Source organism: Nocardia sp. NPDC051911 (genome assembly GCF_040681035.1).
Classification (GTDB): domain Bacteria; phylum Actinomycetota; class Actinomycetes; order Mycobacteriales; family Mycobacteriaceae; genus Nocardia; species Nocardia sichangensis.
This window is the reverse complement of the sequence record NZ_JBFAXY010000030.1, coordinates 61,393-74,575: the sequence shown is the minus strand read 5'-3', so window position 1 is coordinate 74,575 and position 13,183 is coordinate 61,393. Positions and strand designations below refer to the sequence as shown.

Here is a 13,183-nt window from a genome sequence, read left to right as displayed (position 1 = left end):
CGGGTAGCCGGGAGCTTCGGTACGCCGACGTTCTATGGTATGCCCAGGCGTACGGGCGACCTGGCCGTACGTTCGTCCTGTCTTGCCTGGTTTTGTACAGCGTTAGGAACGGTCGGTCGCAAGGCCGGTCGGCGAGGTCAGCCGCAGCCATGCCGCACCCGCGGTGTCGCCGCACACCAGCGCTCGGACGGACGAAAGTCCGGCCGCCGCACATTGAGGAAGGAACACTCCATGACCACAGAGGCCTACATTTACGAGGCCATCCGCACTCCGCGCGGCCGTGGCAAGAAGAACGGCTCGCTGCACTCGGTCAAGCCGATCGACCTGACTGTCGGTCTGATCCAGGAGCTGCGCGGGCGCTTCCCGAACCTCGACGAGGACCGGATCTCCGACCTGATCCTCGGCGTGGTCGCGCCGGTCGGCGATCAGGGCGCGGACATCGCCCGTACCGCGGTCACCGTGGCAGGCCTGCCCGACACCGTCGGCGGCTTCCAGCTCAACCGCTTCTGCGCCTCCGGCCTCGAGGCGGTCAACCTCGCCGCCCAGAAGGTTCGCTCCGGCTTCGACGACCTGGTTCTCGCCGGTGGCGTCGAGTCCATGTCGCGCGTGCCGATGGGCTCCGACGGCGGCGCCTGGGCCCTGGACCCGGCCACCAACTACGACACCTACTTCGTTCCGCAGGGCGTCTCCGCCGACCTGATCGCCACCATCGAGGGCTTCAGCCGCGACGATGTCGACGCCTACGCGGTGCGCTCGCAGGAGCTGGCCGCCAAGGCCACCACCGGCGGCTACTTCGCCAAGTCGATCGTGCCGGTCAAGGACCAGAACGGCATCGTCGTCCTGGACAAGGACGAGCACATGCGTCCCGGCACCACCGCCGAGGACCTGGCCAAGCTGCAGCCGTCCTTCGCCGTGATCGGTGAGATGGGCGGCTTCGACGCGGTGGCGCTGCAGAAGTTCCACTTCGTCGAGAAGATCAACCACGTGCACCACGGCGGCAACAGCTCCGGCATCGTCGACGGCGCCGCGCTCGTGCTCGTCGGTACGGAAGAGGCGGGCAAGGCCTCCGGCCTGACACCCCGCGCGCGCGTCGTCGCGACCGCCACCAGTGGCGCCGACTCCACCATCATGCTCACCGGTCCTACTCCGGCCGCCAAGAAGGTGCTGGCCAAGGCGGGTCTTACCCTCGATGACATCGATCTGGTCGAGATCAACGAGGCGTTCGCCTCCGTGGTGCTGAAGTTCCAGAAGGACCTGAACATCCCGGACGAGAAGCTGAACGTCAACGGCGGCGCGATCGCGATGGGCCACCCGCTGGGCGCCACCGGCGCGATGATCACCGGCACCATGGTCGACGAGCTGGAGCGCCGCAACGGCCGCTACGCCCTGATCACCCTGTGCATCGGCGGCGGCATGGGCGTGGCCACCATCATCGAGCGGGTCTGAACCCCAACCGACAGCTGAGAATTCACGGCGGCGTGAGCGTCAGGCCCGGAGGCGGCAGCCTGCGTATCCACGTAGGGCCGCGAACGCCGCTAATTCACCAAGGAGACACAGAGCTGTGAGCGAAACCAACATGATCGGTTGGGAGCAGGATTCGGACGGCATCGTCGTACTGACGATGGACGACCCGAACCAGGGCGCCAACACGATGAACGAGCTGTACAAGAAATCGATGACGGCCACCGTCGACCGGCTCGAGGCGGAGAAGGACAACATCACCGGTGTCGTCCTGACCTCCGCGAAGAAGACCTTCTTCGCCGGCGGCGACCTGAAGAACATGATGAAGGTCGGCCCGGACGACGCCCAGACGCTGATGGAGGAGCTCACCGAGATCAAGAGCGCCCTGCGTCGCCTGGAGCAGCTGGGCAAGCCGGTCGTGGCCGCCATCAACGGCGCGGCGCTCGGCGGCGGCCTGGAGATCGCGCTGGCCACCCATCACCGCATCGCGGCGGACGTGCCGGGTTCGCAGATCGGTCTGCCCGAGGCCACCCTCGGCCTGCTGCCCGCGGGCGGCGGCGTCATCCGCACCGTGCGCATGCTCGGCCTGCAGAACGCCCTGATGCAGGTGCTGCTGCAGGGTCAGCGCAACAAGCCGGCCAAGGCCAAGGAGATCGGCCTGATCGATGAGCTGGTCGGTTCGGTCGAGGAGCTGGTCCCCGCCGCCAAGGCGTGGATCAAGGCCAACCCCGAGGCCGGCGTGCAGCCTTGGGACAAGAAGGGCTTCAAGATCCCCGGCGGCACCCCGTCGTCCCCGGCCTTCGCGGCCAACCTGCCCGCGTTCCCGGCGAACCTGCGCAAGCAGATCAAGGGTGCGAACATGCCCGCGCCGCGCGCGATCATGTCCGCCGCGGTCGAGGGCTCGCAGGTCGACATCGACAACGCGTCGCTGATCGAGTCCCGCTACTTCGTGCACCTGCTCACCGGCCCGGTCGCGAAGAACATGATCCAGGCGTTCTTCTTCGACCTGCAGACGATCAACAACGGCGGTTCGCGTCCGAAGGACGTGCCGAAGAAGGAGATCAAGAAGGTCGGCGTGCTCGGCGCGGGCATGATGGGCGCGGGCATCGCGTACGTCTCCGCGAAGGCGGGCTACGAGGTCGTGCTGAAGGACGTCTCCATCGAGGCGGCCGAGCGCGGCAAGAACTACTCCGAGAAGATCGAGGCCAAGGCGCTCTCCCGGGGCAAGACCACCGAGGAGAAGTCCAAGGCGCTGCTGGACCGGATCAAGCCGACCGCGGACGCGGCCGACTTCGCCGGCGTCGACTTCGTCATCGAGGCCGTCTTCGAGAACACCGAGCTGAAGCACAAGGTGTTCCAGGAGATCGAGGACGTCGTCACCCCCGACGCGCTGCTCGGCTCGAACACCTCCACCCTGCCGATCACCGGTCTGGCGACCGGCGTGAAGCGCCAGGAGGACTTCATCGGCATCCACTTCTTCTCGCCGGTCGACAAGATGCCGCTGGTGGAGATCATCCGGGGTGAGAAGACCTCGGACGAGGCGCTGGCCCGGGTGTTCGACTACACCCTCGCGATCAAGAAGACTCCGATCGTCGTCAACGACAGCCGCGGCTTCTTCACCTCCCGCGTGATCGGCACCTTCGTCAACGAGGCGATCGCCATGCTCGAGGAAGGCATCGAGCCCGCCACCATCGAGCAGGCCGGTCTGCAGGCGGGCTACCCGGCCGCGCCGCTGCAGCTGTCGGACGAGCTGAACATGAAGCTCATGCAGAAGATCGCCAAGGAGACCTTGGAAGCCGCGCAGTCGGGCGACACCACCCTGGGCGTCAAGCGGCACCCGGCGCAGGACGTCATCGACTACATGGTGTCCGAGGGTCGTCCGGGCCGCCTGGAGAAGGCGGGCTTCTACGAGTACGACGAGAACGGCAAGCGCACCGGTCTGTGGCCGGGCCTGCGTGAGCACTTCAAGACCACTGCGGGCTTCGGCGTCCCGCTGCAGGATCTGATCGACCGCATGCTGTTCGCGGAGGCGATCGAGACCCAGAAGTGCTTCGACGAGGGCGTGCTCACCTCCACCGCCGACGCGAACATCGGTTCGATCTTCGGCATCGGCTTCCCGGCCTGGACCGGTGGTGTGCACCAGTTCATCGTCGGTTACCCGGGTGGCCAGGAGGCCTTCGTGGAGCGTGCCGACTACCTCGCCAAGACCTACGGCGAGCGCTTCGAGGTTCCGGCCTCGCTGCGTAAGTAATCGCGCGCCGCGACGCAACGCCGAAGCCCGCCATCGCTTTTCGCGGTGGCGGGCTTCGGCCGTTTTCCGGCCCGTTCGCCTGCGCGTCCGTTCGGCGCGATAGGTTGGCAGCCGTGCCGAGACGTAGTCGCCATGTTCTGATCGCCAGTTGCGCCCTCGCGCTCGCATCGGCCCCGGTGGCGGCCGCCGATCCGGTGACGACGCCATCGGTGCGTTTGCTGGGCGAGCAAGTCGTCGCGTCGAGCCTGGACTTCGCGGGCACCACCGTGGGTGGCCTGTCCGGGATCGACTACTCCGCGCGCACCGGTGAATTCGTGCTGATCAGCGACGATCGTTCGAACAAGAACCCCGCGCGGTACTACACCGCGCGCTTCGAGGTCGGCGAGCGCGGAGTCGGACCGGTGACCTTCACCGGCACGCACCCCCTGCTGACCGCGGCGGGCGCGCCCTACGCGCCGATGTCGGTCGACCCGGAGGAGATCCGGGTGGACCCGTGGACCGGCGATTACTTCTGGACGCAAGAAGGCGAGCGGGACAGCGCCCTGCTGCAAGATCCGTCGGTGCGGATCGCGCACCCGGACGGCTCCTATGTCGGTGACCTGCCGATCCCGGAGAACGAGCGGATGCGCCCCGACTCCGGGCCGCAACAGAACCAGGCACTGGAGGCCGCGACCTTCCTCGCGGGCGGCACGTTGTTCGCCACCGCCACGGAAGGGCCGCTGCTGCAGGACGGGCCGGCGGCGACCACGACGAGCGGGGCACTTACGCGGATCACCGTCCAGGCGCGATCCGGGCCATTGCTCGCCCAGTACGCGTATCCGCTGGATCCTGTCTTCGCCGAGTCGCGGCCGCAGCCCGGCCGCGGCGCGAACGGGATCGCTTCGATCCTCGCCGCCGATCCGCTGGACCCCACGAAACTTCTTGTGCTGGAACGGTCCTTCTCGCCGGGCACGCCCAACAAGATCCGCGTCTACGAGGCCGATCTGAGCGCCGCGACCAACATACTCGACGGCTCGATCGGCGCTGCCCGCCCGGTGGCCAAGCGGCTGCTGGTGGATCTCGACGACGTCGGGCTCGCCGCCGTCGACAACGTGGAGGGCATGACCTGGGGGCCGCGTCTGCCCTCCGGTGAGCGCACCTTGGTTCTGGTCAGCGACGACAATTTCGACAGCCGCCAGATCACCCAGATCATCGCCCTCGCCGTGGCCTAGTCCGTGCCACGCAGCTCCTCGGCGGCGGCCTGGTACGCGGCAGCCGCCCTGGTGAAGTAGTCGAACAGCACCTCGCGCTGTTCGGGTGCGTAGCCGCCGATGATCTCGCCGATGCGCTGCCGTGCGGGAGCGAGCACCTCGTCGAGATCGGCTGGCTTGCCGATCAATTCGACGATCACCTTCCGGCGGTCGCCGGGGACCGGCGCGCGGCGCACGTAGCCCGCGTCCTCCAGGCGGTCGATCAGCCGGGTGGTCGGGCCGGTGGTCAGACCGCTGCGCGCGCCGAGTTCGCCCGGCGTCATCGGCCCGGCCAGTTCGAGGATGTTGAGCGCGTACAGATCGGTGGCGCCCAGATCGACCGCCCGCGCCCCCGCTTGTCCGTGCAGCATGACCGCGCTCAGGTAGCGCCGGTAGATTTCGCGGGCGTCGGCGCGGAGTCCGGGCGCCGTGGCCTCGCGGTCGGGTTCAGGTGTCGACACGGGTATTCCTCCGCACCTAATGTCTGCTCGTATAAAGATAGTTCTACAAAGAAGAAAGATCTCTGAAGAAGTAAAATATCACGGCAGGTCACCACCGCGCCGACCGGGTTCCCGTAGCCGAGGTGGTTGGTCGAATCGCCTCGGGGTATCCGCTCATGTGGACCTGAAGTGGCGGTGGTCACAACCGAGGCGGCATCGGCGCCGAAACCGCTCAGCGGCGCGAAACACGCGGATTCGGAACACACCCGACCTGTTCGGAAACGTCACCCGCGTGATACCGCACCGCGCTACGTTGGAGTATGCGCAGGCATATCGGACACGGCGTCCGGCGGTCGGCGCGGAGTTGGTCGCCGATGTCGCCGATTCGATGTGAGTGTTCGAGGTGATCACATGAATCCACAGACGCGTTCGGGCCGGGTGCGCCCCGAATCCCCTGCGGCCGAGGCGAAGACGCAGCGGCAGCCGCCCGTCGACATCGCCGACGAACTGGAGGCGATGGGCCTGTCCGGTGCGGTGGAGATCGGCCGCGGCGGATTCGGGGTGGTGTATCGCTGCATCCAGACCGCGCTGGACCGGGTGGTCGCGGTGAAGGTGCTCCCCTCGGAGATCGACCAGGAGAGCAGAGAGCGGTTCCTGCGCGAGGAACAGGCCATGGGCAGGCTCTCCGGCCACCCGAACATCGTCGACATACTCCAGGTGGACGTGACGGCAACCGGAATGCCGCTCATCGTCATGCCCTACTGCACCCACGGGTCACTGGAAAAGCTGATTCGCGATCAAGGCCCATTGACCTGGGCGGACTCGCTACGAGCAGGCGTCAAGCTGGCAGGAGCCATCGAGAGCGCGCACCGCGCCCGAATCCTGCACCGCGACGTGAAACCGGCGAATGTGCTGCTCAGTGGTTACGGCGAGCCGCAGCTGACGGATTTCGGCATCGCCCGCATCCCGGGCGGGTTCCGCACGTCCAGCAGCATGATCACCGGCTCGCCCGCGTTCACCGCGCCGGAGGTCCTCAAAGGTGACGAGCCGACCATCCGCTCCGACGTATACGGCCTCGGCTCGACATTGTTCGCCTTGCTCACCGGGCACGCGGCCTTCGAGCGGCAGGCGGGCGAGCGGGTGGTCGCGCAGTTCCTGCGGATCACCACCCAGCCGGTGCCCGATCTGCGTGAACAGGACATTCCGCCGGATGTCGCCGGCGTCATCGAACAGGCCATGTCCCCGAATCCGCGGGATCGCCCGGCCAGCGCCTACGAGTTCGGCGAAATGCTGCGCGCGGTGCAGCGCGGCCACGATCAGTTGCCGGACGAGATGGCGCTGCTGGAGACCACGCCGGAGCCCGAAACGACCACCCCGGCCGCCGTGGGCGAACCGACCGCGGTGTGGACCGCCTCCCGTCCCGCGGTCACCGCGCGGCGCAGCTGGCCGTTGACGCTACGGCCCGCCGTCTCCCAGCATCCGGCGGTCGTGCCGGCGACGCCGCCGACGGCCGTGACCAAGTTCTGGCCGCCCACGCCCACGCGAGAGCCGATTCCACGGCCGCGTCTGCTGGACATCCTGCGCGCGGGCGGGCGGCGCAGGTTGGCAGTGATCCACGCGCCCGCGGGCTTCGGCAAGAGCACGCTGGCTGCGCAGTGGCGCGCCGAGCTCAGCGAAGGTGACACCGCGGTCGCCTGGATCGGCATCGACCGGGACGACGACAACGAGATCTGGCTGCTCGCCCATCTGATCCAGGCCATCCGCCGGGTGCATCCGGACGTCGGCGCCGGTCTGGACCAGGTACTGGAGGAACGGCCCGCCGACGCGGCCGCTTTCGTGATTCCCACGCTCATCGACGAGATCCACGCGGCGGGCAGGACGGTCGTGGTGATCGTCGAGGACTGGCAGCGGATCACCGACGCGGGCGCGCATCGCGCGATGGAAGCTCTGCTGGACAACTGCTGCCACCACCTGCGTTTCGTCGTGACCAGCCGGGAACAGTCCGGCCTGCCGACCAGCCGCATGCGAGTGCACGACGAACTGGTCGAGATCGGTTCGGCCGCGCTGCGCCTCAACGAGGCGGAGACCAGGCAGATCCTGGTGGAGCGCAACGGCTTCGACCTGACGCCGGAACAGGTCACCGAAATCCACACCGCCACCGACGGCTGGCCCGCGGCCATCCAATTGGTGGGCCTGTCCTTGCGCGGCAACGCCGACCCAGCTCAGCTGATCGCCACCCTCTCCGAAGGCAACCACGGCATTCGCGAATACCTCGCCGAAAACGTCTTGGACACTTTGGAACCGAAGATGCTCGAGTTCCTGATGTCGATCGCGGTGACCGAGCGGGTGTGCGGTTCGCTCGCCGCGGCGTTGTCCGGGGAGCCGGATGCCGAGCAGCTGCTCGAGCAGGCCGAGCAGCGTGAGCTGTTCCTGCGGCGCATCGAGCACGACCCCGAGTGGTTCCGGATGCAGCCGCTGTTCGCAGAGCACCTGCGGACCCGGCTCGACCGCGTCCACCCGGGGAAGCTGAAGTCGCTGCACCGCAAGGCTTCGCGCTGGTACGCCGAACACCAGCTGCTGCGCAAGTCGGTCGACCACGCGCTGGCCGCGACCGATCTGAAGATGGCGCTGGACCTGCTCGAGGGTGGCGGGATGGACCTGATCGACGGTTCCCGGCTCGCCACGCTGCTGGGCAGCGTGTCGAAGCTGCCGATGCAGCAGGTGGCGTCGCGCTCGAAGTTGCTGATGGCGGTGGCCAGGGCGAACGTCAACCTGCAGCAGTCCGGCGCGGCGCGCAACGCCCTGGGCAGGCTGTCCAACATCTTGGCCCGCGGGTCCACCGGCGACGCCGATGTGCGGGTGCAGCGCTGCCAGGCGGCCGTGCTCGCGGCCTCCGACCAGATCGCGCGCGACCACACCGATGGCGTGCTGGATCGAGTCGCCGACTGTCTGCGGGAGCCGGACGATCTACCCGTGTGGACGGTCTCGACGGCGGCCAACCTGACATCCTTCGTGCGCCTGTGCGAGTTCGACTTCGAGGGCGCGAGGAACATCCAGGAGTGGGCCGAGGAGTACCACGAACGCTCGAAGGATTCGCTCGGCCTGGTGTTCGGTCGCTGCGGCCAGGGCGCCGCCGCCTACGAGCAACTCGACGTGGACACCGCCACGCGCTGTTTCCAGCAGGCCTGGGACTTCGCGCGGGAACGCTCGGGACCGCGCTCGCACGCGGTGCGGGTCGCCGCGGCGCTGCTGGGCGAGATGAGCTACCGCAGGGGCGATCTGGCGACCGCCGACCGGCTGCTCGACGAAAGTCACGAGCTGGTCACCCGGGTCGGTCCGGTGGACTTCCTGATCTCCACCTTCGTCGTCGGCGCCCGGGTCAAGGCGGTCGGGGGAGATCTGTTCACCGCGGCAACGCGGTTGGACGAGGGCGCGCGCATCGCCGCCGACAACCGACTGCCCCGGCTGGCCGCCCATATCCGGGCCGAACGGCTGCGTCTGGGCATGGCGCTGGAGTCCGCGGATCGCCGCTACACCGACCTCAGTGAATCCACGCCGCTCCAGGCGGCGCATCGGCTGACCGGCGCCGCCCTGCTCACCGCCGAAGCCGAGGAACTCGCCGCCATCCGCGCACTGCTCGCCGAACGCCGGCTCGGCTCCGACGACCGGGCGGTGCGCCGCGCCCGCGCGCTGTCCGACCACACCCGCCAGAAGCACCGTCCGCGCGCTCAATTGGATGCCGCGCTGCTCCTCGCGGAATGTCTGGCCACCGCGGGCTGGGTCGGTGAGGCCACCAACCTGCTGCTGCCCGCCGTCGCGACCTGCGCCGACCTCGGCTGGACCAGGCCGCTGCTGGACGCGGGCCCCGGCGTGGTCGGCATCCTGCGCGTGCTGCGCGCCGACCTGCCCGCCTCCGCCCAGGTCGGCGACGTCGAACTGCCCGCCCCGTTCCTGGATGAACTCCTGAACGAGGCGGGCAGCAACGCCTTCTGAACGTCCCGGTCTACGGCTGCCACCACGGGCGCAGCGGTACGGTCCAGTCGCCGTCGGCGGGCAACTTGACGCCGAGCACCTGGTGCAGCTGCACCACGTTGCGCTGGAAGCCCAGTCGGCAGCCCGCCATATACAAGCCCCACACCTTCGCGGTGCCCTCGCCGACCTCCGCGACGCAGGCGTCCCAGTTGGCGACCAGGTTCTTGCACCATTCGTGCAGCGTCAGGGCGTAGTGCTCGCGCAGGTTCTCCTCGTGCAGCACCTCGAGCCCGATGTTCTGGATCTCGGAGATGATCCGGCCGGAGCCGATCAGCTCGCCGTCCGGGAACACGTAGCGGTCGATGAAATCGCCCGCCTTTGTGGTGCGGGTGTTGTCCGGGCGGGTGATGCAGTGGTTCAGGAACAGGCCGCCGTCGCGCAGCTTGTTCTTGATGTAGTCGAAGTAGTACGGGTAGTTGTGCACCCCGATGTGCTCGGTGAGCCCGATCGAGGACACCGCGTCGAACTCGCCCTCCGGCACGTCGCGATAGTCGGAGTGCCGCACTTCGGCCAGCTCGGCCAGGCCCTCCTCGGCGATCTTCTTCTGCGCCCAATCCGCCTGCTCGGCCGAGAGCGTCGCGCCGATGACCTTGACGCCGCGCTTGGCGGCGTAGCGCACCATGCCGCCCCAGCCGCAGCCGATGTCGAGCAGCCGGTCACCCTCCTTCAAGCGCAGCTTCTCGAACACCAGGCGGTACTTGTTCTCCTGCGCTTGCTCGAGCGTCCAGCTCTCGTCGCCGTAGGTCGCACAGGTGTAGGTCATCGACGGGCCGAGCACGTGCTCGTAGAAGGCGTTCGAGACGTCGTAGTGGTGGTGGATGGCTTCGGCATCGCGCGTCTTGGAGTGGCGCAGTCCCTCGAAGGCGATCCGCCGCCAGCGCGGCAGCGTCTCCTGCGGCGGCGGGGCGACCGGCTTGAGCCGCTCCCAGCCCAGCGAGCGCGCGATGGTCACCAGGGCCAGCGCGGACGGACGGCGGAACTTCAAGCTGTCCATCGCCTTCAGGATCGCGTACGGATCACCCGGGTGCACCCCGCTGGCGGTCATGTCGCCTGCGATGTAGGCGCGCGCCATGCCCAGGTCGCCGGGGGCCGTGGCCAGGTAGTTGATGCCACGCGGAGTCCGGATGTCCAGCGCGAACTCCGAGTCCTCCGGTCCGGTGGCGCTGCCGTCGTAGGCCGTCAACCGGATCGGGACTTCACCCTCGACGAGGGTCTCGAAGATCTCGGCAATGCTGAGTTTGGTTCCGAGATCGGCGAAGACATCGGAACGGTCCTTGAATGTCGTCATTTGCGTTGCACCGCCTTCGAATACAAATCCAGCAGGCGCTGGTTCGGGTCGTAGCGTTTTTTCAGTTCGGTGTAGGTGGTTCCGCCGTAGAGCGCCGCGAACTCATCCTTGTCGTAGAAGGAATCCGAGTACAGCGACTTATGACCGTCGAATTCGGTCACTTTGTGCTCGATCGCGCGGTTGGCCGCGCCCTCCTGCTGCCCGGGAGCGGTGGGCACGGCCGACCAGAATCCGACGTTCACGTAGGTCCGGTCCGGCTCCAGGGGATACAGCGGCCAAGCGCGTTCGCCGGGCCGCTGCGTGCGGCCGGTCTCGCGCAAACGCAGCGGGCACAGCCAGATCGGCTCGATCGGAATCTCGCGCAGGAACCACTCCACGAAGTCGGCGGTGCGGTCCACCGGCACCTCGATGTCCTGCACGACCCGCTCACGCGGGGGGTTGCCCTTGCGAACCTCCAGCTTGTCGCCGATGTCGTACTTGTGATCGAGCGCAACCAGCTTCCAATAGAAGCTGCTGCGCCGATAGCGCTTCGGCCAGAACCGGCGGATCCTCGGATTCTGCGTGCCGAAGGCGCGGGAGCACCAGAACCAGTCGGTGTCCCAGCGCCACAGGTAGTCGTGGATGGTCAGGCGGTCGCGTTTGGGCGTTTCGCCCTCGTGCTGGATGGACCGGTAGTAGATGTCCATCCCGGTGTAGTCGCTGACCGGGCCCGGCTCGTCGGTGCGGCGGCCCAGCGTCAGATAGCTCTCCTCGGCGGAGAAGACGACGCCGTCGAGGTAGTCCACGGGCTCGTCCGCATAGACCCGATCCGTGACGATCGTCGCGAGGGCGGCCTCCAGTTCGCGCAGGTCCCGGAAGCGAACGTGCCGCAGCGCGACGTACGGTTGTACTTCTTCCAGCTCGATCTTCAGCCGGACCGTGTAACCCAGCGTCCCGTAGGAATTCGGGAAGCCGCGGAACAGATCGGCGTGCTCGTTGTCCGGCGTGGCGGTGAGGATCTCGCCCGCGCCGGTCAGCACGTCCATCTCCAGCACCGACTCGTGCGGCAAACCGCTGCGGAAGGAGGTGGACTCGATGCCGAGGCCGGTGACCGCTCCGCCCAGCGTGATGGTCTTGAGCTGGGGAACGACCAGCGGCGCGAGCCCGTACGGGAGGGTGGCGGCGACCAGCTCCTCGTAGGTGGTCATGCCAGCGACGTCGGCGGTCCTCGCCACGGGGTCGACCGCGATCACCCTGGTCAGCCCCGAGACATCGAGGCCGGGCGCGGTGTTCTTGGCCCTGGCGCGGAAAAGGTTCGAGGTCTTCTTGGCCAAACGGACGTTGGCGTGCTCGGGTATGGCGCGGTAACTCGCCAGAAGGCGATCCACGCCGGCTCGATGCGCGGCAAATCCTGATTCGCGTGCGGCCGGTGCGTGTCCGGCCTTCCCCAACAGACTCACTGCCACCCCTCGACGCTAGTACGGACCATACGGCGGGGCCACCGCGAGGTCTCGGTCGTGGAGAAATGTCACGCATATGTTGCGAAATGGAATACCGAATCGTCCGGAGAAGTTCGCCACACGCTCCGCCCTCGCCGTTATCATCCGGGGCCGACAGGGCAGGATGGAGATCCGTCGAGACACCGCATCCGGACAAGGAGCTCATTGTGGGACAGGTCAGCGCCAGTAGTTCGATCGACGTGGCGGCGGATCCGCAGCGCGCGCTGGAGGCCATCGCCGACTACGACACGGTGCGTCCGCGCATCCTCTCGTCGCACTACCGCGACTACAAGGTGGTCGAAGGGGGCAAGGGCGCGGGCACCGTCGCGGAATGGACGTTGCAGGCCACCGAGAAGCGCTCGCGCAACGTGCACGCGGTCGTCTCGGTGTCCGATTCCATTGTCACCGAGCGCGACTCGAATTCGACCTTGGTGAACACCTGGACCGTCACCCCGGAGGGCGCGGGCGCGCGAGTCACGCTGCGCACCACGTGGAAGGGCGCGGGCGGCGTCGCGGGCATCTTCGAGGGCATCTTCGCGCCGCTCGGCCTGAAGAAGATCCAGGCCGAGGTGCTCGGCAACCTCCAGCGCGAACTGGCCTGATCGTACGGCCGCGACGACGGCCATGGCCGTCGTCGCGGTCTGCTCGGTCTATTCGGCCGCGATGTCGAAGAGGTTCCCCTCGGGATCGGCCAGCGTCGTCCACTTCATGCCCCACTCGTCGAAGTCGGCGACGTGCTTCGCGCCGAGATCGATCGCGCGCGCGACCTCGTCCCGGCCGGAAGCGAGCAGGTCGAGGTGGATGACGTTCTTGCCGGGGTTCTTGTCGGGCACGCGGATGAACATCAGCGGGGTCGCGGCGTCCGCGGTCCGGCCGACGGTGGCGAACTCCGGGGTGGGGTCGGGATCGACGGGCGTCTCCAGCAACTGTGACCAGAATTCGGCGAGCGCGCCCGCGTTCGCACAATCGATGGTGACGTGGGCGATCGAGATCGTCATGGATAT

Annotated in this window: 9 protein-coding genes; 5 read left to right on the top strand and 4 right to left on the bottom strand. The window is 67.8% G+C overall.

The window, feature by feature from the left end; genetic code table 11:
* Positions 1 to 231 precede the first annotated feature (231 nt).
* From AB0L97_RS29825 to AB0L97_RS29815, 3 genes are all read left to right on the top strand, one after another.
* A complete protein-coding gene (locus AB0L97_RS29825) occupies positions 232 to 1,446 on the top strand; it encodes an acetyl-CoA C-acetyltransferase (RefSeq protein ID WP_355078734.1) in 1,215 nt (404 codons plus the stop codon).
* Positions 1,447 to 1,561: 115 nt separating this feature from the next.
* On the top strand, positions 1,562 to 3,712 hold the full coding sequence (locus AB0L97_RS29820; protein WP_364435931.1) for a 3-hydroxyacyl-CoA dehydrogenase NAD-binding domain-containing protein: 2,151 nt from the start codon (positions 1,562 to 1,564) through the stop codon (positions 3,710 to 3,712).
* 113 nt (positions 3,713 to 3,825) lie between these two features.
* Positions 3,826 to 4,923, top strand: coding sequence for an esterase-like activity of phytase family protein (locus AB0L97_RS29815; RefSeq protein ID WP_364435928.1), 1,098 nt, complete (start codon positions 3,826 to 3,828; stop codon positions 4,921 to 4,923).
* Here AB0L97_RS29815 and AB0L97_RS29810 read toward each other — a convergent pair.
* Positions 4,920 to 5,402 carry a MarR family transcriptional regulator gene (locus AB0L97_RS29810; RefSeq protein ID WP_356963420.1) on the bottom strand — a complete coding sequence of 161 codons (483 nt, stop codon included), beginning with the start codon at positions 5,400 to 5,402 and terminating at the stop codon, positions 4,920 to 4,922. The genes AB0L97_RS29815 and AB0L97_RS29810 overlap by 4 nt on opposite strands.
* A gap of 390 nt (positions 5,403 to 5,792) precedes the next feature.
* On the opposite strand from AB0L97_RS29810, the gene AB0L97_RS29805 reads away from it, so the two are divergent.
* The gene (locus AB0L97_RS29805; RefSeq protein WP_355078730.1) at positions 5,793 to 9,374 is read left to right on the top strand and encodes a protein kinase; all 3,582 of its coding nucleotides are present in this window, start codon (positions 5,793 to 5,795) and stop codon (positions 9,372 to 9,374) included.
* A 10-nt stretch (positions 9,375 to 9,384) separates the two neighbouring features.
* On the opposite strand, the gene AB0L97_RS29800 is transcribed toward AB0L97_RS29805, so the two are convergent.
* The gene (locus tag AB0L97_RS29800) at positions 9,385 to 10,701 is read right to left on the bottom strand and encodes a class I SAM-dependent methyltransferase (protein WP_355078729.1); all 1,317 of its coding nucleotides are present in this window, start codon (positions 10,699 to 10,701) and stop codon (positions 9,385 to 9,387) included.
* Positions 10,698 to 12,140: an FAD-binding oxidoreductase gene (locus AB0L97_RS29795; RefSeq protein ID WP_364435994.1), complete on the bottom strand. Its 1,443-nt coding sequence runs from the start codon at positions 12,138 to 12,140 to the stop codon at positions 10,698 to 10,700. Before AB0L97_RS29795 ends, AB0L97_RS29800 begins: the two co-directional genes overlap by 4 nt.
* Positions 12,141 to 12,346: 206 nt before the next feature.
* On the opposite strand from AB0L97_RS29795, the gene AB0L97_RS29790 reads away from it, so the two are divergent.
* Entirely contained in the window at positions 12,347 to 12,781 is a 435-nt protein-coding gene (locus AB0L97_RS29790) for an SRPBCC family protein (RefSeq protein WP_355078728.1), read from the top strand.
* A gap of 48 nt (positions 12,782 to 12,829) precedes the next feature.
* On the opposite strand, the gene AB0L97_RS29785 is transcribed toward AB0L97_RS29790, so the two are convergent.
* A complete protein-coding gene (locus AB0L97_RS29785) occupies positions 12,830 to 13,177 on the bottom strand; it encodes a VOC family protein (protein ID WP_355078727.1) in 348 nt (115 codons plus the stop codon).
* Between the last annotated feature and the right edge of the window lie 6 nt (positions 13,178 to 13,183).